Origin of the sequence: Aliiglaciecola sp. SL4 (assembly GCF_041538045.1) — a bacterium.
Lineage (GTDB): Bacteria > Pseudomonadota > Gammaproteobacteria > Enterobacterales > Alteromonadaceae > Aliiglaciecola.
Map to the genome: position 1 here is coordinate 1 of NZ_JBGOSE010000004.1, position 22,527 is coordinate 22,527.

A 22,527-nucleotide genomic window follows, 5' to 3' on the forward strand; every position below is an offset into this window, starting at 1 on the left:
CTATGGGTGTCTTCGTAATTGGTCTAACTATGGGTGTCTTCGTAATTGTTTCAAAACTGATCGTAATAGTGCGAAATAACCCCGTCCATTGGCTAATTTAAACTTAGCCAGAAAGATTACCCTTGTGCATTTCGTTATGGGGGGATCAACGTGATTTTGATAACCCTGAATTGTTAGTAATTTTTGCTAGCACTCGTCATCTAAACTACATATTTCACTTCAATAAAACGTTAATTTTTTATTAGTCCTACTGGATTTGAATCAACAAGTGGAAATACACCGAATTTTGTAAGGAAATAAAGTTATTTTAAAAGTAGAATGAGTATTTTCTTATATAATTCAAAGTATTAGCTAGGGTCTAAAAATGAGTATAAACTTAAACTATAAACAGTCGGATCGGGAATGTAAGAACTGTGAACATAAATTACATGAAGTTAGGCGAGGCGCGCCAATGCTTCCTTGGGCTTTTCTTATCGTTATCGCTACAGGGCTCTCTATTCTGTTAATGGTAAGCGGAATGACATGGGCGCTTTTTCTTGGTGTTGCAGCTTGGCTTGCACCTTCAGTTTTAGGTAAAGGTATTTTTATCGGCTGGAGCTGTGAATCTTGTCAAACGGAAATCATCAAAAAAGTTTGAGGTTTCCCTAACAAATAAAATGTTGACCGGCTCTGCTCTAAAACACCCTATCCCTGCATAATTTAAAAAAGCGGGGTGTTAGGCAATATGGGTTTGATGACTTAGATGGGGACTTTGTTACCCTGGCTGATAATGGTAACTATGTTGTTGATAATCTAGAATGAAAGTCCATCTGAGCTTAACTGGGGGCTAATAAATGCGTACCGTCATTGTTTTAGGAGCCACTGGGCTGGTCGGTAAAAACCTAGTTAATCGATTAGTCTTAGATAAGGATGTTAAAAAGGTTATTGCTGTAACGCGGCGGCCAATTGAATATCAATCTAACAAGGTTACTAATCAAGTCGTTAACTTTGACGAGCTAGATAAATACGCTGACATTTTTGCCGGTGATGTGCTCTTTTCATGTCTAGGTACAACCGCCAAGCAAGCTGGCTCTGTGCAAAAACAGCGAAAAGTTGATGTTGAATATCAGTATCAAGCAGCCAAGATAGCCGCAGACAATGGCGTTAATCATTACATTCTTGTTTCATCTAGTGGCGCCAATGCAAAAAGTGTCAGCGCTTATCTAAAAATGAAAGGCGAACTGGAAGATGCCGTTGCTTTGTTACCCTTTGCACGAATAAGCATTTTGCAGCCTTCACTCCTTATTGGGGAGCGGGACAACTTTCGTTTAGGTGAAACCTTGGCAAGTTGTCTACTTCCAGCTTTATGCAAATTGCCGTTTTTTAAACGTTACCGGCCCATCACCGGCGATGAAGTCGCTAAAAAGATGATTTCAATTAGTCATTCTGCAACAACTGCTAAACAGGTATATCGACTTGATGAGCTTTTTAGTTGATTATCTAGATTCAACTCGCCCTCAAACCCCTTGCACAACCTTAGGCTATATTAAAAGTTGGCCACAATAAGTCAGGAGAGCATTATGAAACCGTTTTTTCTATTGATACTATTTTTAAGTGGATGTGCGAACCAGCCCACTTCCCAATTAAAGCAAGAAGCGGAAAAACCAGCCATGGAGCTTGGTAATTTTTCTGTCAGTCTTGCAGTGAAAGATATCGCGGAGTCTCGAAAGTTTTACGAAAAGTTAGGATTCGCAGTGAGAGGGGGGGACCAGCAGCAAAATTGGTTAGTTCTCCAAAATGGAAGCACGATCATCGGTTTGTTCCAAGGCATGTTCGAACAGAATATTATGACGTTTAACCCGGGGTGGGATAACGACGGCGAACAATTACCTGCATTCACCGATGTTCGCCACCTGCAAAAAACCATCAAAGCTAAAGGAATTAAATTGCTTACCGAAACTGATGAGTCAGGCAGGGGGCCTGGGTTTTTTATGCTAGAAGATCCAGATGGAAATCAGATATTGATAGATCAACATGTACCAGCCTTGTAGCCATATTTTGGACTAAATATGACCCAAATAAAGCAGCTCACTCCAGCCATGAGATGGGATATTCAAGCTTGATTGGACGAGATGCACCTTCAGGAGTAGAAATCCCTTGGTAAACTTTAACCAAAACAATGAATATTGGTCAGAAACCTTTACCGAGTTAGATTTATCTGATGAAGAGGTTTCTGGCAAAGAGTTTGAAGGCTGCTCGTTCGATAAGTGCAACTTCAACAACAGCACTTTTAATCGGTGTGTTTTTATCGATTGTGAGTTTACTGATTGTAATTTAAGTAATATCAAAATTGATTTCAGCACCTTTTCAGATGTGAGTTTTCGAGATTCAAAGCTAATTGGTATTGATTGGACAAAAGCGGCTTGGTCAGAGCTAATATATAACTCTCCCGTAAGCTTTCATACATCGATTCTTAATCATAGTTCGTTTTATGGACTCTGTTTACAAGACTTAGATATGCAGGGGTGTAAGGCGATTAGCGTTGATTTTCGAGAAGCTGACTTTAGCCATGCAAACTTCACTTTTACAGACTTGCAAGGGAGTTTGTTTGATAATACAAATTTGACTGCAGTCGACTTTTCAGACGCCACCGATTACCACATTGATATTCACCGCAACACACTCAAAAATGCTAAATTTAGTCGCTTTGAGGCGGTTAGGCTTCTCGAAAGCCTAGATATTCAGCTTATTGACTGAATGCAGTAAGTAAAAAATTAAGTTAGATTTTGTTGTACATCAGCCTTTCAGATAGGGGCAATTTAGGAGTGTTATGAAAATAGCTAAGTGTTTTGGTTTAGTTTTAAGCCTATTAGTTAGCAGTGGTTTATATGCCAACAATAATCCTGAAATAATTGCTAAAAGTAACTTCAGCATTGGAGAGTCCATTGAATTTCGATCGGTCGTTTTGGATGAAAGTAGAACCCTTAATATTTACCTCCCCACTGGTTATGACGCTGCCAGCGATAAAAACTACCCAGTTATTTACCTGCTTGATGGCTCAGCTTCAGAAGATTTCATTCATTTATCCGGTTTAGTACAGTTTGGTTCGTTTTCTTGGATAAATCAGCTGCCAGAAAGTATTGTTGTGGGAATTGAGAATGTTGATAGAAAACGTGATTTTACCTATCCCAGCAGCAATAGCTTAGATCAAGAGGAGTTTCCCACCAGTGGTGGTTCTGCGTCTTTTATTCGATTTATCGAAGAGGAAATACAACCATTAGTTGAAAAAAATTATCGCACTCAATCACCTAAAACCATTATTGGTCAGTCACTTGGTGGTTTATTAGTAACTGAGATTTTGTTTAAGAACCCCAATTTATTTGATAACTATATTATTATCAGTCCCAGCTTGTGGTGGGATGATGGCTCTTTGCTAAAGTTCACAGCATCAAAAGCCAGTTCGCCGAAATCCATTTACATTGGTGTCGGGAAAGAAGGCGAAATAATGGAACAAGCAGCCAACGCGTTATATACAAAAATTGACGTTAATAAGCCTGCAAACTACCAGGTTTACTTTAATTATTTTGAGCAGCTTAGCCATGGCGATACATTGCACCTCGCAGTTTATGATGCCTTTGACAAGATCTTCAAAAACAAACAAAACCAATAATCTTAAAGGCATAATCTAGGAATACTATGTAGGGGCTATTTTAGTTAATCGCCCTTTCAGAACTTTGTTCAAAACAGATGAGTTTAACGATGATAGTCAGGGTTTAACTTTTCCAGCGACCTTGCATAGCGCATTGATTTGCTCGTATCAATATCAGCAAAGATAAAACTCGAAAGTTAGCGGACCAAAGCCCTAGCCAATTAGCAGGTTAGAACACCCAGTAACGAATTAATTTAAGGGAGCCCTATGAAAAAGAAAATTATTGCAGCTTTACAGATTGGTTCGTCTCCTCAAGGAACGGCGCACACGTTACAACGGATCTTAAGTTACAGGGAGCGTATTCTCGAATCAAAATGTGACTTGTTAGTGCTGCCTGAGGCACTTTTAGGGGGCTACCCTAAAGGAGCAGACTTTGGCACCCGAGTAGGCTATCGAACAGAACAAGGCCGAGAAGACTTTTTACACTATTGGCAGCAGGCAATTGATATTGATGGTCCTGAAGTATCAGAGTTGGTTGAACTGGCTAAAAGTTGTGCTACCTCAATCGTAATAGGCATTATTGAACGTGGGGGCTCAACCCTTTATTGCACAGCCTTATTCATTAGCGAAAAAGGTGGAATTAATAAACATCGTAAGTTGATGCCCACCGCCAGTGAACGTTTAATATGGGGTCAGGGTGATGGTTCTACATTGCCGGTATTAGACGTATCTGCAGGGCGCATTGGTGCAGCCATATGCTGGGAGAACTACATGCCGCTGTTACGCTCAGCGATGTATGCCAAAGGTATCGAAATCTGGTGTGCACCTACGGTAGATGACCGTGTTATATGGCAGGCAAGCATGCAACATATCGCCTATGAGGGGCGCTGTTTTTTAGTCAGTGCGTGTCAATATCAGCCATCACCCACGGCGGAAACCCGTATGGATGAAACTTGGCCAAAAGATAAACCGCTAATTCGAGGCGGAAGTGTGATTATTTCTCCCATGGGCGAGGTAGTTGCAGGCCCCTTATACAATGAAGAGGGATTAATTAGTGGTGAGATAGATTTAGACGATATTATTAAAGCGCGTTATGACTTGGATCCCGCTGGACACTATTCCCGCCCCGATATTTTTCAACTAACAGTCAACGAGCAGGCCCGGCCAGCACTGACAATTGTTAACAGTGAGACTAACAAAGATGATTGATTGCTAACTGTGTAATTAACAATTAGTGATGTTTTGCTTGGCTATAAATGGCACAATATTAGGCTGTCGTTTTTGCTTAATTTGGCAAACCATTTTCATTATTAAGTCGAGTTGTATCATTTGCAATATTCACAGCGAGCGCAGGCCATTTCTCCGTTTTTTGCCATGGCCTTTGGGGCGAAAGCCGCAGAATTAGAAGCCCAAGGTCATCATATTGTTAAGCTAAACATTGGCGAGCCGGATTTTGGCGCACCGCCTGAGGTATTGCTGGCAATGCAGGAGTTGGCAACTACAGCGCCTCTTCCCTACACCTCAGCTTTGGGGCTGCCGGAGCTTCGAGAAGCTATCGCCGGGTTTTACAAAACCGCGCATAACGTTGAGCTTAATCCTAACCGAGTGGTTGTTACCGCTGGCGCTTCTGCGGCGCTGTTATTGTTGTCTGCAGCATTTGTGGATGCTGGTGATAATGTCATTATGAGCGATCCCTGTTACCCCTGTAATCGTCAGTTTATTAAGAGCTTTGGTGGCAATGTACAATTAGTGCCTACCCAAGCTCAGTCGCGTTTTCAGTTGAATATGGAGTTGCTTGAAAAACACTGGCAACAAGGAACACGTGGGTTGATGCTTGCTACCCCGTCTAATCCTACAGGGACGGCTGTTGCCCCTGATGAATTAGCGGCAATGTGTGAATTTGCAAAACAACGTGGTGCTTGGCGGATCATCGATGAAATCTATCTAAACCTTCATCACGGTGACAGTAATACTCAGCCGGTCACGGCTTTGGCATTCGATGATGAAGCCTTAATTATCAATAGCTTTTCCAAGTATTTTGGGATGACTGGGTGGCGGTTAGGGTGGTGCGTGGTGCCTGGTGCCTGAACAAGCGGTTCCTGTGATGGAGCGTATGGCGCAAAACTACTATATTTGTCCGTCGACCTTAGCCCAAAAAGCCGCATTAGCCTGTTTTACTTCTGCCTCCATTGCGGTATGTGAATCTCGCCGTGATACCCTCAAATCTCGCAAACAATTGGTTCTAGCTGGGTTGGAAAAGTGTGGTTTAGATGTGCCAGTGCAACCCGACGGTGCGTTTTACGTCTACATTGATGTGAGCCCCACGGGACTCTCGGCTATGGATTTTTGTGACCGCGCATTGCATGCGGCCCATGTGGCGTTAACTCCAGGTAATGACTTTGGTGATTATCACAGTGACCATTTTGTGCGTTTGTCATTTGCTTCGGCTGAATCCGAATTAGAAGAAGGGTTGCAAAGGCTAGCTCGGTTTATGGAAAATATCCAGAGTTCAAAATAAGCCTTAGCGGAGATCACTATGAACTGCACTACATTAGAACTGATGTTAATTGCCGGGTTTTTTGTGTCCTTGTTGTTAGCCAACTTTTCGTCTTGGCGAATGCATAAGTCTACGAATATTAATGGCGACACCGGAGCACAGTGGAAGTTTTGGATAACTGACGCCAACTTACCCAACAAAAAGTTGATGCTCTCAGGCAACTTTTGGCGATGGGTTTCTATATGGGCATTTGTGGCTGTCGTGGTGTTTGGTGGCGCTATTGCCATATTAAACGCCAAAGGCAGTCACTGTTTCGGAATTTCCACTTAGCTAGCCGCTAACCTTCATTTTTACCTTCGATAGCGAGAATTTTAGTGTATATCTCTTCCGCTTCATAAGTGAGCTGAGAATAACTTTTGATATCACCATTACGTTGCGCATGCATGGCCTTTTCCAGTTTTACAGCATGTTGTTTCTTGAGTTTTTTAGTTGGGTCGCTTTTAAATATTGAAAACATGAAATAATTCCTTTTTGTATTAATTTTCCTACGTATAAACAACTAAAAGGTTTAAAATTGGCGTTTAAGCCCAATAATTTACCCGTAAACTGATAGACAACGAGAATTCGCTGAAATTCCATTTACGTGCGGCGACTAATCAAAATAGGGCCAAATATTGGTAATAAATAAGGGATTAATGTGAATTTAGCGGTTGTAAATCGCTGCAATTAGCTTCGCGTTAAGATAGCAAAATGTATCGCCCAGATGCTTAGAATATAGAATTTGCTATCTTAGGGTTGCTGCTATCCATAGATAATTTTACTATTCACTCAAGGTAATGGTTGTCGTTAAAATGAAAAGTAGACACACCGCAACTGCCAAACTAACCAACACAAGGAGAGTTACATGAGTGATAATAAAGAAGAATATTGGGGAATGCCGTTAAATACTTATTGTATGCTTATTCATTTGAGTCAGCTAACGAGTATTATCATTCCAGGCTTAGGGTTTATTTTACCTATCGTCATGTGGGCGACTAACAAAGATAAACATGAACTTATCGATCAACATGGCAAGGTCACTGTTAATTGGCTGATTAGTCTTTTTATTTATTCGATAGTGTGCGGGATTTTAGTGGTTATCGTCGTCGGAGTTTTTGGCCTTATCGCTTTGGCTATACTTAATTTGGTATTTGCCATTATTGCTGCCATTAAAGCCAACAACGGTGAGCTTTGGGTATATCCCCTTAGTATTAAGTTTCTTAAATAGTTTATTGAATCGAAACTTATCAATACAAGTTAAAGTTCAAGTCGTGATGGGTAATTATTTTGCTCTTAACGGCTTGCACGTTTTAACTTCCATGTCATAAAATTCATAATATACCTCGAGGAGGTTATACCCCATGTTGATTACTCGTTTGTTATCTAGCACAGCTTTTTTCCATGCTACTGCGTTTATCCGCTGGACCTTAAAAGGGAGTATTGCTTTGTGTCTTGGCGCGTTAACTGGGTGCGGCGCAACCTCCAATGAAGCCAATGCAACGGCGGTTTATGATGTGGCCTTTACTTGTATGAACGGCGAGAGTTTGCGGGTTCGATTTTATACTGATCAAGAAACGGCTGTGTTAGTGAGACATTCGGATGAAATAACCTTGTCTCAGCGAAAGAGTGCGTCGGGATTTATTTATAGTAATGGCCCCAACACCATTCGTGGCAAAGGCGATAACTTAACCGTTGAAATTGGCAGAATGATGCCGATTCAGTGTGTTAAACAGCCATTATAATATGACGGCTTATAAGTAAGGTCGTGCCTAAGCTATCGCTAATAAATAGCTGCAAAAACTACCGTCAATAGCGTTTTTACTGAGGTTTAAAATGACAGATTCAGCCATTCAAATTGTATGCTCAAGTTGTAATGCAAAAAACCGCCTTCCTAAAAGCAAGCTTGCCGATAACCCTTTATGTGGGAAGTGCGGTAAGCCGATTTTGTCGAACCGTCCTGTTGCTGCAACTGACCAAAACTTTAACCGTTTTATTACTCAAAATGGCTTACCTGTGGTAGTAGATTTTTGGGCTGATTGGTGTGGCCCATGCAAGCAATTTGCGCCTACTTTTGAGCAAGTAGCGGGCGAGATGTCGACTCAGGCCTGTTTTGTAAAGTTAGACACCGAACATAATCAGCGCACGGCTGGTGGCTATCAAATACGTTCAATTCCTACTTTAATGATATTCCACCATGGTAAAGAAATTGCGCGTTTATCAGGAGCCTTACCAGCAGCTCAATTTAAACAATGGTTAGGACAAAATTTACCTGCCGCCTAACACCTACTCCAAGCGACGATGATGGGCTTGGATAGGTTCGGGAAGTGGTTTTTCGCCTAAGATATCCAACAGATTTATTTCAATTGTGCGCGAAATGGCATGAAATGGAAGAGCATTGGCAGACACGCCAAATGGATCTTCTAATTCTTCACTTAACGCGTCCAAATCAAAAGATGTATAGACTATTTGGGCATCGGCCCCCCTAACCTTATTGCGAAAACCAACAAATAACGACAAGGCTACAGGAAATAATGCCTCAGGGTAAAAATGTTTGTCGCCTGCAACACCGGCCCTTAATAAGGTGATAAAGATAATTCTTTAATAGATAAGCGGTATAACAGATCCTCTTATTATAAAAAACAAGCGCAGTGAGTGAGGGTTATCACGTATAATCATAGTTGCCTCTATCTGAATAGTTGTATGCCACTATAATGATATAACGAGCAAATTTCAGCGAACCTTACTATTAGGAGCTAACATGAAAACCGCGTCGTCAGGGAATGGAAAATCCCCTTCATTTGATCCACAAGATAGCCAACGTATTGAAATCAGTTCGCCCAAAGAGTGGGCAGCTGGGATTCCTGCGGTTATTTCTGCGTATAAAAATGTCACATCCAAAGCGGGTCCGTTTAAAGGTACACGTCTACTGTCTGATTTGAATCAAATTGAAGGTTTTGATTGTCCCGGCTGTGCTTGGCCAGATCCTTTAAATAAACGGGCTACCTTTGAGTTCTGTGAAAATGGCGCAAAAGCAGTGGCCGATGAAGCAACCACTAAACGAGCAGATGCAGAATTTTTTGCTAAACATAGTCTTCGTCAGCTAGCAGAGAAATCCGACCGCTGGTTAAACGACCAGGGTCGTTTGGTTGAGCCAATGTGGTTGCCTGAAGGGGCTGAGCATTATCAGCCTATTGATTGGGAAAGTGCCTTTGAGCTTATCGGCAAACAACTAAATGCATTAGATAACCCTAATCAAGCCGCTTTTTATACTTCTGGGCGTACAGGCAACGAAGCTGCGTTTTTATATCAACTATTCGTGCGTAAATTTGGCACCAATAATCTACCAGACTGTTCGAACATGTGTCACGAGTCCAGCGGAGTGGGCCTCAGTGAAACCATTGGTGTGGGAAAAGGTACAGTTAGCCTCGAAGATTTAGAGCATGCCGAGGCGATATTTGTATTTGGTCAAAACCCAGGGACAAATCACCCACGAATGTTGGGCACTCTGCAGGATGCAAAACGTAATGGTGCAAAAATTGTTGCCATTAATCCGTTGGATGAAACAGGTCTCAAACGTTTCAAAAATCCTCAGGAAGTATCGGGTGTTATTGGTCGTGGCACTCCATTACGTGACTTATATTTACCGGTGAGAATAAACGGTGATGTGGCGCTGTTAAAAGGTTTATGCAAGGTTTTAATTGAACGCGACAATTTGGGGCAGCCGATTTTGGATCATGAATTCATCGAGCAGTATTGCCATGGATTTGATGCCTTTAAAACCGATATGGAGCAAACCAGTTGGCAAGATATCGAAAATGGCAGCGGGTTAACCCAAGCCCTTATTGAGCAAGCCGCAGATATTGCTTGTCAGTCGAAAAAGACAATTTGTTGCTGGGCAATGGGCATGACACAACATAAAAACGCTGTGGCCAATATTCAGTTAATGACTAACTTTTTGATGTTACAAGGCAATTTAGGCAAGCCCGGTGCCGGAGTTTGTCCCGTGCGAGGCCATAGTAATGTGCAAGGTGATCGCACTATGGGGATTTGGGAAAAACCTAATCCTGAATTGCTCGATGCCTTAGAGGCCGAGTTTAGCTTTAATCCACCACGGGAAAATGGTGTGGATGCCGTTGAAACTGTGTATGGCATGCAGCAAGGGGAAATTAAGCTGTTATTTGCCTTGGGCGGAAACTTTTTCCGAGCCATGCCAGATCATCAAGCCTGTGAACAGGGACTCAGTCAATGTGAGTTAACGGTGCAGGTGTCGACTAAATTGAATCGCTCGCATTTGTATACGGGTAAACAAGCGTTGATTTTACCTGCTTTAGGGCGCACTGAAATTGATACCCAAGTGAGTGGCGTGCAAACCATCACGGTTGAAAATTCTATGGGGGTTATTCAAACCTCTCACGGCAAAATTCCTCCTGCATCTAATTTACTGAAAAGCGAAGTGGATATTATTGCCCAACTCGCTCAGCGTACCCTTAAAAACGATAGCCTAAACTGGTTAGCTTTACGTGATGACTATCGCCTTATTCGTGACCATATTGGTAATGTGATCCCAGGTTTTGAAAACTTTAACCAGCGTATTGATGAATTAGGTGAGTTTGTTCTTCCCAATGGCGTTCGAGACGCCCGAGTGTTTGTTACGCCTACGGGTAAGGCAAACTTTATAGTGCACAGTATCGACAATGTTGCGGTGCCCGAGGGATGTTTGTTGATGATGACTATTCGAAGTCATGATCAGTTTAATACAACTGTGTACACCAACAATGACCGTTACCGCGGTATTCGTGGCACGCGTAAAGTGTTGTTTATCAATAAACAAGATATTGCAGAGCTAGGCTTGCACAGCGGGCAAAAAGTGAATATTCGTAGCCATTGGCCAAATGATAAAGCCAGTATCCGGGAAGTAACCGATTTTGAGTTGGTGGAGTATGGAATACCCAGAGGTTGTGCTGCTGCCTATTATCCCGAAACCAATGATTTGATACCCATTGATAGTGTGGCAGATAAAAGCAACACACCAGCTTATAAGTCGGTGGTGATCAGTTTGCAGGCCAAGGCATAATTTAACTTAGGGGTTCAATTTATCTAGACGATATTTAGGTGAAAAAACGGCAAGGATTCATACTTTCCTTGCCGTTTTTTAGTTTTTTAGTGTCTGAAACTCGACATTAATGCAGGTATGCCCGGTAGCATACCAACCATAGCCATCACGCTGGTTAAGATAATAAACATGACAAGTGGAATGATCCAACGACTCATGTGCGTTAACTCAGAGCTTCTTTCTTTACAGCCGATTAAACCGAGGTTATCCAGCAGCATGGTGAGTGACCATCCAAACGCAGGGTTCACCAAGGTGGAAGCGAATACCACAATCGCTGCCGATTGCGTGGTTTTCCCTTCCCGTGTCATCTCCATGCCAGCTTCAAGTAAAGGAATAAATACCCCAACGATCAACGCCACACATAATACGGGTTGCCAAATTGCTAGATCCATGGGGTATCCCCAAACACCGGCAATAACACAGAATAAAGCAGTTAAAATTGCACCAGCAGGTATTGGACGTTTGGCAATGGCGGCAGGTACAATATAGGTCCCCCAAGATGATGCAAAGTTAGCTCCCCCTAGAATGGAACCAAAGGTTTGTCTGGCCGATGCACTTAACATAGTGTCATCGATGTTCATTTGTACTTTTTCAGTACGCTGAGGGTAGCTGATTTTTTGAAATACTTGATGTCCTAGGAAGTCAGGAGACCACATGGCTACAGCAAGGATTGCAAAAGGTAAAACGACAACAAAACTTTCGAGGGTAGGCAAACCTAACATCCAGCCAGTGTTTTCTCCCCACCAATACATAGGGTTCATGTTTGGTAGTCCAGGGGCTGTATGGAACTCAAAAGGTGCGCCTAACGCAAAGGCTGTCACTCCACCTAAAACACAGCTTAGTGGCACTGCTAACCAGCGCTTTTTAAAGTGCTCCAAAAAGGCATAAAGTAAAATAGTGGCCAAAATCACGATGAAAGCAATATGGGTTTTATCGATACCTTCAGCCCACACAAACAGCTTTTTGACTTGGGAAATGGTGCCAATAAAGCCTAAATACAGTAGCATGCCTCCACACACGCCTTTACTGGTGAGTCGGGCGAGCAAACTTCCGCCTTTACTGAATGCCAGTATCAAACCAAAGGCACCAATTAGCAGACCAAACGCCATTGGGTGACCCCCAGTGGCAACAACGATGGGAATTAACGGGATTAACGGCCCGTGAGTACCTGCTAAGTTTGCGGTTGGTAGAATAAAACCTGAAAACAAAATAATGAAAAAGGACACTATAAGTAGTTCGTAGCGCACATTTTCTAAAACAAATTCATCGCCTAATCCTAAAGCGCCAGCAAATGTAGCGGCAATGGCGGCAACCATAACTACTTTACCAATGGTCGCGGCCATAGCAGGAATAGTATCTTCGAATTCGAATCGATAATCCTTAAACGGTAAATTAGGCCGCCAACGTTTTGGTTGCATAATTTGCAATTCGTGCTCTAGATATTCATCTCTACTGGCGAACTCAGAGCTTGGTTTGTGCAGTTTTTCGTAGCTTTCGGAAACGGCTGTATTCTCCGTGACCTGTGCAGCCTCAGACGAAATGTCATTTTGCGGCGTGGTATTCATGATTTCCCCGGCAACATAGTTGCTTTTAAAAAATAAAATGTAGCTTTATTTAAAGCAAGTTAATGTTGAGGGCGTAGGATAGATCAGCTTTAAAAAAATTACGATAAGCCTAAGGTCTTACATATTTTCATTAAAATTTGTGAATGCAGGATTTACTAAACTTAAAAAAAGCGATTAATTTAAACATGCAAATCAACTGATTAGCCGTTATAACAAGCAAAAATTCGGTAATTTAGTAAAACTATGGGGATTGTTAGCGTTTCGATAGGTTAAAACAACTTATTGTAGTCTATTCAAGGCCCAAAAATTTCCCAACACAATGCTAATAACTGCGTTAATCATTCAAAAAAAATCTAAAAATTAGACAATAATTTTGCTTTTGACCCTGTTATTTTCTATTCGATGTTGCTTTGTTTTAGGCTTTAAGCACTTCTCAGACCTTTGATGAGCATTGATGTCGGTCAATGTTTTTGTTGTTTGTTCTGCTTGAGGGCGCAATTATTTTGCGCCACCTTGTCGATTTAGAGTATAATTTGTTCAGACTATAGGTTTGTTGTCTTAGCTAATTAGCTTTGAACTGAATAGGCTAAAAACACGCAAAACAGCTCTAATGGGCAGAAAAGTTGGTTTCACGTTCAACGTACGGTATTGATGTCAGCGTAACTGCGCTGTTAAGAATTGGGCAGAAAACTAAGCAATGGTGAGTCGAGCATGATTTGTGTGAATAATATTCTAGACAATCTTCTAGTTAATATTACTTAATTAGCACGTGCAGCTCGAATGCGTTCAAACTGGGGTAGCTCCCGGCAGCATAAAACAGACTAGATTAAGTCAATAGGACATTCGACGCGGTTGTTATTGTGACGATGAAAATGTCTTAGTTGAGTTAATCATTATTTCTATTTTTCAAACTATTTAGTATCAAGGTCCTTCCCTTCAACAGGGATGCTGCCGCAATATTAATTTTTAAGTGAATAAGTGACGTGAGCGTAAAGTAACGACTTTTTCTAAAGCCTCGTTAGCGCACAACTTAAATCAGGCCAAAAATGCTATCTGCACTTAGAAAATCGATACAAAGTAAACCCTCTTACCATGAGATACAGGCTAATGTCCTCGCGGGCTTAACCGTTGGTGTTATTGCCCTTCCCCTTTCTATGGCATTGGCTATTGCCAGTGGCGTACCTCCACAACATGGCTTATATACAGCAATAGTGGCGGGAATTATCATTGCCCTAAGCGGCGGCTCCAAAGTGAATATCTCTGGCCCTACTGCCGCTTTTGTGGTCATTTTATTACCAATTGTGCAACAGTATGGATTAGGAGGGTTGCTGGTTAGTGGATTTATGGCTGGCTTCATCCTTGTGTTGATGGGGGTAGGCAAGTTTGGCAAACTAATTGAAATTGTGCCTTATCCAGTGATTGTTGGTTTTACCTCAGGGATCAGTGTCGTCATCGCCACCTTTCAAATTGGTGACTTTTTAGGGTTGAGCATTGAATCCCTTGATGGTCACTATCTAGATAAATTATCGACTATTCTTTTCGCACTGCCGACCCTGGCATGGCAAGAAACCATAATTGGTGTTTTGACATTAACGGTGTTGTTGGTATGGCCAAAGTTTCGTTCCAAAATACCAGGGCACTTGGTGGCATTGTTAATAGCCAGCACTGCAGCCTGGTTACTTAGTCTATCTGTAGATGATTTTTCGGTTGCCACTATTGGTAGTCGTTTTTCTTTTGATATCAATGGCGTGGTGGGAAATGGTATTCCGCCAATACTGCCTACTTTTGAGTGGCCATGGAATTTACCCGGTGCCGATGGTGCGCCAATTGGGATCAGTTTTGAATTGATTCGTTTGTTGCTGCCATCTGCTATCACCATTGCTATTTTGGGTGCACTTGAATCTTTGTTATGTGCCGTGGTTGCCGACGGTATGTCGGGTAAAAAACATAACTCAAATGATGAGCTTATCGGTCAGGGCATTGGTAATATCGTTTCACCATTATTCGGTGGTTTACCCGCTACCGCAGCCATCGCTCGTACTGCGGCGAATGTTAAAACTGGAGGTAGCCTGCCTCTTTCTTCGGTGATCCACGGTTTGTTCATCTTGCTAAGTATCTTGCTGCTTACCCCTCTTTTATCCTATATACCCATGGCTTCTATGGCAGCCTTATTATTAATGGTTGCGTGGAATATGAGTGAAGCTAAATACTTTATTCGAACTGTAAAAATCGCGCCCCGTGATGATGTGGTGGTGTTGATTTTGTGTTTCCTTCTGACGGTGCTGTTCGATATGACAATTGCTGTTGGTGTGGGTATTGGTTTAGCCGCCATGCTGTTTATTCGACGCAGCATTAGCCTGACTCAAACTGCCGAAATAGAGGCCGATCATGCCGACTATGACATGCCTGATAATACGGTTGTTTATGATATTAACGGTGCGTTGTTTTTTGGTTCTGCCCACAAAGCGTTGAAAACCATCGCCTCTGTGAGACCTGATGTTCGGGTAGTAATCCTAGATATGTCTGAGGTTACTCTTCTTGATATGAGTGCCATAGTGGCGATGGAGTCCATAGCGAATGATTTACAGCAGAAAAACATTGCTTTGATCATCAATAGTTTGCAGCCGCGCATGATTTTAAAACTTAGACGGGCAGGTATTCGCAAAAAAATCGGCAAAATCGCATTTTCCAGAACGTTAAATGACAGTTTCGAGTTAGCCCGCAAAATGCCGAGCTGATCACTAATGCAAACTACCTTTGCAAGGCGCAAAAGATACGGATATTTATTGTGCCTTTTGAAGCCATATAGGCATAACGGCTTTAGCTGTGGTGGAGTGAGAAAGTAGAGTCTGAGACGTCACAAAAAGTCATACTTTAGTATGATTATTCGCAATATTTTTTTGCATATTTTTTCTTGTGCTATTCTGAATGTATAGGTTTGTTGAGTTAAGGGATTTTAACGAGATTTTAGACATGCTTGTTTTATTAAAACTATTTTCACCTAACATTTATCTGACAGCCTTTTGTTAGAAAATCTACTTTTTACACAATTTTCAGTTTGATGATATTTTGTCGAGAGAGCATTTTAATGTTTAGAATTAAGTTTTGCACAGGTTTAGTGCTGCATACCCTATGTCTTGTCGCGTTGATTTTTCAAGGTGGGACTTTGTTTGCCCAGACTCTCGATGGCAGCGGGTCTTCATTACGGATCAGTGGTTTTGGCACTTTAGGCCTGACTAGTACGGATGCACCTGATGGTTGGGGTTTTAGGCGTGATATTGCTCAACCGTCCAATGATGGAGGCTTACGTGGAGATATTGACTCTCGATTGGGGCTGCAATTCAATTATGCGCCAACCGCACAATTTGAACTAGTTGGGCAATTTGTTTTAAAGCGCCGGTCTAGTTATACCCCAGCTAGTGATGCTATAGAGTGGGCATTCGCTGCATATCGACCTTTACCAGACTTCACTATGCGAGTAGGGCGAGTCAATATTGACGCATTTTTAGCTGCAGATTACCGAAATGTTGGATTTGCATATTCATTTGCACGGCCACCAGTTGAGTTCTATGGCTCCTTACCTCACTCTCTTGACGGCATTGATATCAACAAAGATATGCAATTTGATGATAGCTTTTGGCGTTTTAAAGTTTATGCTGGACGTTCACATAGTGGTGACTTGGCCTTTGACGGCCGAACCACAATTAAACCCATTTATGGCCTCACTGTTTCTCGTGAATCTAATGGCTTAACGTTACGCTTAGGACTTGCTTATGCAGGATTAGCAAGCAATCCAACTATCATAAAACCCTTGCTCGAAGGCTTAGACTCAATGGCTGCGGTACCTATTCCAGAGGTGGTGAGCCAAGTCGAAAGTTTTCAATCTCGATTAGATAACACTGACTCCCATGGCATTTATCATTCTTTTGCTATGAATTACGACTTGTTAGACTGGTTATGGACCTTTGAGATGACTAAGGTTACTGGTCACCCAAGCACGCGCTTAACTGCAGGGTATGCAGGTATTGGAAAACGAATTGGCTCGGTTACACTTTTGGCTGGTTATAGTCGTATTTCGACACCAAAGTTACCTGTTTCGGCACCTGATTGGGTAACACCATTGACGCCTATTTTGGGCGAAGCTGTTGCATTTCAAGCTCAAGCTATAGCTTCCGCATCCGCACTAGCTGTCAATAGTTCAGGGGCTAACCAACATTCTATTTCATTGGGGGCTCGTTGGGATTTCCGTCATAACATGGCGCTGAAAGTGCAGTGGGATCAGGTGAGTGTTGATGAGTATGGCGCTAGGTTATGGGCAAACGGTACATTAGAATCAACAAATGCAGACGTATACAGTGTGCTGGTGGATTTTGTATTTTGAACTCACTATTTAGAACAAGGTTACAGTATGCAATATTCTTGATGCTAATTATGTTTGGCAAAATGGCGCACGCTGATTTCTATATAGTTTTGCATGCAAGCAATCCTCAAGAAAGTATGACAAAAAAAGAAGTGGTGAACCTTTTTATGGGCCGCAGCAGGGGGTTTCCTAATGGCGGTTTTGCATTGGTCTTTGATTTACCTAGAGACGATCCTAATAGTGCCGATTTTTATAAAGCTCTGACAGGATGGAGCATGTCACAGGTGAATAGCTATTGGTCTCGCCTAATGTTTTCAGGTCAAAGCATGCCACCACAACCATTGCCGAATGAAAAAGCAATGATTGAAATACTAAAGCGTAACCCAAGTGGAATTGGTTGGTTAAGCAAAGCGCCAGAAGATAATTCGTTACGAACAATTTTAGTCCTTAAGGATTAAGGAGCTTCCTTGAATGAAAGTAAACGCAGATTTGGCCTATTCGCAGGTTTACAAACTCGCCTACTGCTAATCATTATTTTAGGAGCTGTAATTTTTTCAGTTACAGCGGGTTTGTTTGCCTATCATTTAGGTGAACAGCGCGGCATTTCCACTAGCCAAGCTACACTGACCGATCTAGCTCAAGCTGTTGAAAAGACCGTTGCTATTGGGGCTTTTGCATCTGATTCCGTTTTACTCGCTGAAGTGGTCGATGGTCTAGCTCGTAATTCTTTGGTTGCTATGGTGAAGATTGAGGCTGTAAACGGTGATATTTTAGCGCAAAACCCTCGAGCTGAATCGTCCAGTTTAGAAAATTTAGATGTCAATCCGAATACCTACGTGAAACAAGTCTTGTATTCGCCATTTGATGAAACTGAAACTGTTGGCGTGTTGCATATTTATGCTCACCAAGATCTCATCGCTAAGTCTGCAAAACAAGAAGCACTAACCATGGCCTGGATGATGGTTGGACAAACCGTGTTAGTAGCAATCCTTATCTATGCAGTAGTGGCGTCTTTGGTTTCTCGTCCAATAACACGTTTGGCGGAACAGTTACGGCTAATGCCGGCGGGATCTCGTGAGCGCTTAGACACACCTTCTCTGCACCGTGGGGATGAGATAGGTATTTTGATAAATAGTGCCAATGAGTTGTTAGATGCAAACGCCATCGCGTTAAATCGAGAGCGAGAGTTGCGACATGAGATAGAGTTAATGGAGGCACAATATCGTCAAATATTCGATTCCAGTAGCGCGGGAATTTTTGTACTAGACCAAAATGGTGCCTTAATAAACAGCAACCCTACAGTGTCGAAAGTTGTTGGTATACCTTTATCGATGATGCAACAACTCAAGCATGATAACTTTATTGAACGGGTATTTGGGCAACCTGATAAAGTCCGGGCCATGGTACAAAAGTCTATTCTTACTGGTGAGACTGTGCCGGGCGACCTTGAGTTGGTCCAACAAGGAGATGACCATCGTTGGGTACATTGTTTAATCTCTGTCCATACCAGCCCCGCGGAAACAGGTAGTGCCATACCAATAACTACTGAAGGAGTTATGTATGATATCACCGAGCGTAAGAGTCTCGAAACTGCTGTTCGTTACCAAGCTGATCATGATGCTCTCACTGGGTTAAATAATCGCGCTTCAAGTCATACCATTATCGAGCGGTTTTTGGATGAATGCCGAAATAACACCACGGAAGTCAGTGTCTTGTGTATCGATTTAGATGGCTTTAAACAGATCAATGATCAATACGGTCATGAAGCAGGTGATAAGGTTTTAATCGAATGCGCATTGCGCATGAAAAAAGCGGTGCGTCGTTCAACTGATTTGGTTGGAAGGCTTGGTGGCGATGAGTTTGTCGTTGCCCTACGTGATATTGGCCCGAGTGACGAGGCTTTAAGCGTTGTCGCGGATGCCATTATGGATTCTGTATGTCAGCCAATTGTTTTAAAAGACGGGACTAAGGTGCAGGTGGGAGCCAGTATTGGCATCGCTTGTGCTCCAATACATTCAAATGACCGTGTCACCATAATAGATATGGCAGATACCAGTATGTATAAAGTTAAACGAACTGGGAAAAACACATACGCGATGGCCTACCCTAAAAAATACTAAGGACGATGATTTAATAGCACTTATATCATCTAGATCGCAGAATTCTTTGTTAACCTAATCTTTACGCGCTATTCACGAGGTTTTTCAATATACTCTATACTTTAAAAAAAGACTTAGGTAAATCAGCGAACTGCGTTGCCTACGTTTTTAGGCGAAAACCTGAGCTTTCATAGAGAAAGCCAAACCTGACTATAAGAGGGATTTTTTATGTTGAGACGGGCTAAGTCAATCATGATTCTTACCGTGGCAATTTGGGGTTTTGTAGGGGCACTGCATAACTTAATCGATTGGCAGGGAACATTGATCGCTGTGAAAATGGCGACATCGATGATTACCATTCCAGACGGTTCAGAAAGTTGGCAAGCCACCTCAAACCTTATTGTTGTTTGGATTGGCGCGCTGTTTATTTTGGGGGCAAAGTTGACTACTGGCGTTATGTGCACCATCGGCTCAATACGCATGTGGAAAGCGCAAGGTGCCAACAGTAGTGTCTATAATGCCGCGAAACAAATTGCCTTAACCGGCTGTGCGGTGGCGATTATTATGTTGTTCGGTGGTTTTATCATTATCGCTGAAAGCTGGTTTGAGCTTTGGCGTTCAGAAACCATGTTAGCCCCGGTATTGGGCTCTGCTTTTCGTTATGCAGGGATGATTTCCCTGATTTCGATTTTTGTCGCATTGAAGGACTAGCTTTAGTTATTGGCACTAAAAAAGGCGATATAAAAGTACATATCGCCTTAAAAGAGGCATAAAGTTCACCTTTAGTTGGGGTAAACCTTATTTAGAAGTGCATTAGTACATTCACACCATAGGTACGAGGAGCACCCTTTAAGAAGGTGTCAGGGGTTAATCCTGTTGTTGGGAAAAATCCAACATTGTAATCTTCGTCAGTCAAATTTCTCACCCACAATGCAACTTCCCAATTTTCAGTTTCCAAAGCAACTCGCCCATTGGCAATGGTGTATGAATCCACTTGGTCATTGTTATTGATTGTTTGATAATGCTCGCCTGTATTGCTTGCATCAATTTGCGTGCGCAGCATAAAGTTATCATTTATGGAGGTGGCATAAACCACGGTTAGATTCCACGAGAGATCAGGAGAAAAGGGTAAATCATTGCCTTCAATGGTGGTGTCTTCACCTTGGAAGTTATTTATTTCCGATTCAATAATTGCCGCGCCAGCACGAATATCGAGTCCATCGATTGGAGATAAAGTGAGGGCAAACTCTGCACCTTGAATTGTTGCATCTGAGACGTTAGCGCGAACGTTAGTGCTTGCACCTGCTACAAATAAGGTTGCGGTAGATTGATAGTCAGAAAAATCGTAATAAAAAAGGTTAGCTTCAGCTGAAAGTAACCCATCGTCTGAACGATATTTAGAGCCTACTTCATAGGCTACTAAGGTTTCTGAATCAATGGGCAGCGCTTCTTCTGCAGTTAAAATGGTTGAGCCGTCAAAGCCGCCGGCTTTGTAACCTGTGCTAACCGTTGCGTAGAGTCGCCACTGTTTTGCCGGAGTAAAGATTCCGCTAACTTTCCAAGTCACCTCACTATCATCTAAGGATTCGTTGAAAACCAAAGGTGATGATGGGTCAATTGGCACACCAATATACACCTCTCCTGCAGGGAAGAATGTGGGAGCTGTGCCGTAAACGCCATAGGGGTCAAGATTTTGCGTTTGTCCTTCAAACGTCACTTCATCTGAAGAGTAACGAATACCGGCTTCTAGTGTAAACCACTCTACTGGCGTCCAGTCTGATGACGCGAACAAGCCCAATGAGTCACGCTCTTGTACATAATCAGTTTGTACATCGGTTTGCCATAAACCTGAATTCAAGAACAATAGGTTGGTGCCAAAGTCCACTTCATCTTGCAAACTGAATGCACCAAGTAACCAATTAACGTTTTCTGAATAACTACCTGCAAGGCGAGCTTCAACGGTGAATTGGGAAAATTCATTTCTAAATAGATAATCAGCAACGGAAAATGGTAGGTTATCTGAGGTTGTATAGTCACGCTCAAGTGACTCATAACCGATTAAAACAGTTCCCGTAGTACCTGAGGAAAACTCATGTTCAATTTGTAGGTTCGCGCCAAATTGCTCCGAGTCTAGTTTAGGTAGCATATTGGAATACACAGTGAACGGGTCGTTGTCTAATGCATTGGCAAAATCCATTAATGCTGGATCTTGGGGATCCAGAAAAAATGCTGCCGAATTCGCATATTCCACCCAATTATCAGCCGTTACGTCAGGTATGGCTAATTCAGAATTATCTTCACCCAAGGTCACTTTTGCGGTAACTAAGGTGCTGTCTGATACTGTCCATTCTGCGGTCACACGGGCTGAAACACGATCAGTTCCGCCCCAGTCTCCTTGGACTGCAACAGCTTGTTGCGGAGTGATAGTGCCTTCTGCGTAGGTATAGCCTGTTCCAGGGCCCGTGCCTAAGTGTTCATAGAAACCATCTGAAGACTCATATAAGCCAGCAATGCGTACTAGAAAATCATCAGAAATAGGAAGGTTAACTGCGCCTTCACCACGAAATAAACCGTAGTTGCCAACATCTAAGTCTAGGTATCCACCAAAATCTATATCAGGTCGATTGGTTAAGATGTTTACTGCACCAGCGGTGGCATTACGACCGTATAATGTGCCTTGAGGTCCCTTCAATACCTCTACTCTATCAATATCAAAATACTGGCCGTTTAATAAGCCATTTGTGCCTTGGTAGACGCCATTTACATGAATGGCGGCTGATGAAGAACCATTTGGGTTGAAGTCATCATCGCCTACTCCGCGAATGGTGATTCTCGGAGATGAGGCACCAGCATAGGTCTCACTATATATAAGCCCGGGGGTATTTAGTGCTAAGGCTTGGGCATCTGCAGTCCCATTTGCTCGAAGTTGCTTGTTGTTGAGAACATTTACAACGCCAGGGATATCTTGAATTGATTCGACCTTTTTACGGGCGGTTACGGTAACAACCTCGAGGGTTTCTTCCTCTGTATTTGTTACTTGAGCAAGTGCTTGTGAAGGAAGGAGTGTGAGTCCTGAAGCTGCCATAAAAATACCTTTTATGGCTAGGTAAATTGTTTTTTTGCGATAGTTATTCGTACGTACTGTGTGGGTAGTCATATGTGTTCCAAGATTAACGTTAATCATAAACTGCTCATCCAATTGGACGGCGGCTCATTATATTCATTT

General features: G+C 42.4%; 20 protein-coding genes and 1 pseudogene. 17 read left to right on the top strand and 4 right to left on the bottom strand.

Annotated elements, in window-relative coordinates:
* Window positions 1-364 precede the first annotated feature (364 nt).
* The 8 genes and pseudogenes from AB6T38_RS07035 to AB6T38_RS07070 all read left to right on the top strand — a co-directional run bounded on the left by AB6T38_RS07035 (window position 365) and on the right by AB6T38_RS07070 (window position 6,455).
* Window positions 365-637 (top strand): hypothetical protein, encoded by a 273-nt coding sequence (locus AB6T38_RS07035; RefSeq protein WP_372546630.1) that lies wholly within the window; start codon window positions 365-367, stop codon window positions 635-637.
* A gap of 196 nt (window positions 638-833) precedes the next feature.
* Complete coding sequence (locus AB6T38_RS07040; protein WP_372546631.1) at window positions 834-1,475, top strand: NAD(P)H-binding protein; 642 nt, start codon at window positions 834-836, stop codon at window positions 1,473-1,475.
* An 84-nt stretch (window positions 1,476-1,559) separates the two neighbouring features.
* On the top strand, window positions 1,560-2,030 hold the full coding sequence (locus AB6T38_RS07045) for a VOC family protein (RefSeq protein WP_372546632.1): 471 nt from the start codon (window positions 1,560-1,562) through the stop codon (window positions 2,028-2,030).
* Between the two features lie 106 nt (window positions 2,031-2,136).
* Window positions 2,137-2,736, top strand: coding sequence for a pentapeptide repeat-containing protein (locus AB6T38_RS07050; RefSeq protein WP_372546633.1), 600 nt, complete (start codon window positions 2,137-2,139; stop codon window positions 2,734-2,736).
* Between the two features lie 73 nt (window positions 2,737-2,809).
* A complete protein-coding gene (locus AB6T38_RS07055; protein ID WP_372546634.1) occupies window positions 2,810-3,649 on the top strand; it encodes an alpha/beta hydrolase in 840 nt (279 codons plus the stop codon).
* 246 nt (window positions 3,650-3,895) lie between these two features.
* Window positions 3,896-4,837, top strand: a complete 942-nt coding sequence (locus tag AB6T38_RS07060; protein ID WP_372546635.1) for a carbon-nitrogen hydrolase family protein — start codon at window positions 3,896-3,898, stop codon at window positions 4,835-4,837.
* Window positions 4,838-4,957: 120 nt separating this feature from the next.
* Window positions 4,958-6,146, top strand: a pseudogene (locus AB6T38_RS07065) (aminotransferase class I/II-fold pyridoxal phosphate-dependent enzyme).
* Between the two features lie 18 nt (window positions 6,147-6,164).
* The gene (locus tag AB6T38_RS07070) at window positions 6,165-6,455 is read left to right on the top strand and encodes a hypothetical protein (RefSeq protein WP_372546636.1); all 291 of its coding nucleotides are present in this window, start codon (window positions 6,165-6,167) and stop codon (window positions 6,453-6,455) included.
* 7 nt (window positions 6,456-6,462) lie between these two features.
* Here AB6T38_RS07070 and AB6T38_RS07075 read toward each other — a convergent pair whose 3' ends face one another.
* A complete protein-coding gene (locus AB6T38_RS07075) occupies window positions 6,463-6,642 on the bottom strand; it encodes a DUF6435 family protein (RefSeq protein ID WP_372546637.1) in 180 nt (59 codons plus the stop codon).
* 387 nt (window positions 6,643-7,029) lie between these two features.
* Here AB6T38_RS07075 and AB6T38_RS07080 point away from each other — a divergent pair, with 387 nt between their 5' ends.
* The 3 genes from AB6T38_RS07080 (at window position 7,030) to trxC (ending at window position 8,444) form a co-directional block, all read left to right on the top strand.
* On the top strand, window positions 7,030-7,392 hold the full coding sequence (locus AB6T38_RS07080; protein ID WP_372546638.1) for a DUF4870 domain-containing protein: 363 nt from the start codon (window positions 7,030-7,032) through the stop codon (window positions 7,390-7,392).
* Between the two features lie 133 nt (window positions 7,393-7,525).
* A complete protein-coding gene (locus AB6T38_RS07085) occupies window positions 7,526-7,906 on the top strand; it encodes an MliC family protein (RefSeq protein WP_372546639.1) in 381 nt (126 codons plus the stop codon).
* Between the two features lie 91 nt (window positions 7,907-7,997).
* Complete coding sequence (gene trxC, locus AB6T38_RS07090; protein ID WP_372546640.1) at window positions 7,998-8,444, top strand: thioredoxin TrxC; 447 nt, start codon at window positions 7,998-8,000, stop codon at window positions 8,442-8,444.
* A 3-nt stretch (window positions 8,445-8,447) separates the two neighbouring features.
* On the opposite strand, the gene AB6T38_RS07095 is transcribed toward trxC, so the two are convergent.
* Window positions 8,448-8,681, bottom strand: a complete 234-nt coding sequence (locus tag AB6T38_RS07095) for a bestrophin family ion channel (RefSeq protein WP_372546641.1) — start codon at window positions 8,679-8,681, stop codon at window positions 8,448-8,450.
* Between the two features lie 241 nt (window positions 8,682-8,922).
* On the opposite strand from AB6T38_RS07095, the gene AB6T38_RS07100 reads away from it, so the two are divergent.
* Window positions 8,923-11,238, top strand: a complete 2,316-nt coding sequence (locus tag AB6T38_RS07100; protein ID WP_372546642.1) for an FdhF/YdeP family oxidoreductase — start codon at window positions 8,923-8,925, stop codon at window positions 11,236-11,238.
* An 86-nt stretch (window positions 11,239-11,324) separates the two neighbouring features.
* On the opposite strand, the gene AB6T38_RS07105 is transcribed toward AB6T38_RS07100, so the two are convergent.
* The gene (locus AB6T38_RS07105) at window positions 11,325-12,842 is read right to left on the bottom strand and encodes a DUF3360 family protein (protein WP_372546643.1); all 1,518 of its coding nucleotides are present in this window, start codon (window positions 12,840-12,842) and stop codon (window positions 11,325-11,327) included.
* Between the two features lie 1,046 nt (window positions 12,843-13,888).
* Here AB6T38_RS07105 and dauA point away from each other — a divergent pair.
* The 5 genes from dauA to AB6T38_RS07130 all read left to right on the top strand — a co-directional run bounded on the left by dauA (window position 13,889) and on the right by AB6T38_RS07130 (window position 20,012).
* Window positions 13,889-15,580 (top strand): C4-dicarboxylic acid transporter DauA, encoded by a 1,692-nt coding sequence (gene dauA, locus AB6T38_RS07110; protein ID WP_372546644.1) that lies wholly within the window; start codon window positions 13,889-13,891, stop codon window positions 15,578-15,580.
* Between the two features lie 350 nt (window positions 15,581-15,930).
* Complete coding sequence (locus AB6T38_RS07115) at window positions 15,931-17,223, top strand: hypothetical protein (RefSeq protein WP_372546645.1); 1,293 nt, start codon at window positions 15,931-15,933, stop codon at window positions 17,221-17,223.
* Between the two features lie 116 nt (window positions 17,224-17,339).
* Entirely contained in the window at window positions 17,340-17,660 is a 321-nt protein-coding gene (locus tag AB6T38_RS07120) for a hypothetical protein (RefSeq protein WP_372546646.1), read from the top strand.
* Between the two features lie 9 nt (window positions 17,661-17,669).
* Window positions 17,670-19,322, top strand: coding sequence for a diguanylate cyclase (locus AB6T38_RS07125; RefSeq protein WP_372546647.1), 1,653 nt, complete (start codon window positions 17,670-17,672; stop codon window positions 19,320-19,322).
* Between the two features lie 207 nt (window positions 19,323-19,529).
* Entirely contained in the window at window positions 19,530-20,012 is a 483-nt protein-coding gene (locus AB6T38_RS07130) for a DUF2165 family protein (protein WP_372546648.1), read from the top strand.
* 91 nt (window positions 20,013-20,103) lie between these two features.
* Here the strand turns inward: AB6T38_RS07130 and AB6T38_RS07135 are convergent, their stop codons facing one another.
* Window positions 20,104-22,458: a TonB-dependent receptor gene (locus AB6T38_RS07135; protein WP_372546649.1), complete on the bottom strand. Its 2,355-nt coding sequence runs from the start codon at window positions 22,456-22,458 to the stop codon at window positions 20,104-20,106.
* Window positions 22,459-22,527: the final 69 nt, after the last annotated feature.

Bases quoted from the DNA above. Each gene is read 5' to 3' on its own strand.
- AB6T38_RS07035 (WP_372546630.1), top strand. From the start codon at position 365: ATGAGTATAAACTTAAACTATAAACAGTCGGATCGGGAATGTAAGAAC.
- AB6T38_RS07040 (WP_372546631.1), top strand. From the start codon at position 834: ATGCGTACCGTCATTGTTTTAGGAGCCACTGGGCTGGTCGGTAAAAAC.
- AB6T38_RS07045 (WP_372546632.1), top strand. From the start codon at position 1,560: ATGAAACCGTTTTTTCTATTGATACTATTTTTAAGTGGATGTGCGAAC.
- AB6T38_RS07055 (WP_372546634.1), top strand. From the start codon at position 2,810: ATGAAAATAGCTAAGTGTTTTGGTTTAGTTTTAAGCCTATTAGTTAGC.
- AB6T38_RS07060 (WP_372546635.1), top strand. From the start codon at position 3,896: ATGAAAAAGAAAATTATTGCAGCTTTACAGATTGGTTCGTCTCCTCAA.
- AB6T38_RS07070 (WP_372546636.1), top strand. From the start codon at position 6,165: ATGAACTGCACTACATTAGAACTGATGTTAATTGCCGGGTTTTTTGTG.
- AB6T38_RS07075 (WP_372546637.1), bottom strand. From the start codon at position 6,642: ATGTTTTCAATATTTAAAAGCGACCCAACTAAAAAACTCAAGAAACAA.
- AB6T38_RS07080 (WP_372546638.1), top strand. From the start codon at position 7,030: ATGAGTGATAATAAAGAAGAATATTGGGGAATGCCGTTAAATACTTAT.
- AB6T38_RS07085 (WP_372546639.1), top strand. From the start codon at position 7,526: ATGTTGATTACTCGTTTGTTATCTAGCACAGCTTTTTTCCATGCTACT.
- trxC (WP_372546640.1), top strand. From the start codon at position 7,998: ATGACAGATTCAGCCATTCAAATTGTATGCTCAAGTTGTAATGCAAAA.
- AB6T38_RS07100 (WP_372546642.1), top strand. From the start codon at position 8,923: ATGAAAACCGCGTCGTCAGGGAATGGAAAATCCCCTTCATTTGATCCA.
- AB6T38_RS07105 (WP_372546643.1), bottom strand. From the start codon at position 12,842: ATGAATACCACGCCGCAAAATGACATTTCGTCTGAGGCTGCACAGGTC.
- dauA (WP_372546644.1), top strand. From the start codon at position 13,889: ATGCTATCTGCACTTAGAAAATCGATACAAAGTAAACCCTCTTACCAT.
- AB6T38_RS07115 (WP_372546645.1), top strand. From the start codon at position 15,931: ATGTTTAGAATTAAGTTTTGCACAGGTTTAGTGCTGCATACCCTATGT.
- AB6T38_RS07120 (WP_372546646.1), top strand. From the start codon at position 17,340: ATGACAAAAAAAGAAGTGGTGAACCTTTTTATGGGCCGCAGCAGGGGG.
- AB6T38_RS07130 (WP_372546648.1), top strand. From the start codon at position 19,530: ATGTTGAGACGGGCTAAGTCAATCATGATTCTTACCGTGGCAATTTGG.
- AB6T38_RS07135 (WP_372546649.1), bottom strand. From the start codon at position 22,458: ATGACTACCCACACAGTACGTACGAATAACTATCGCAAAAAAACAATT.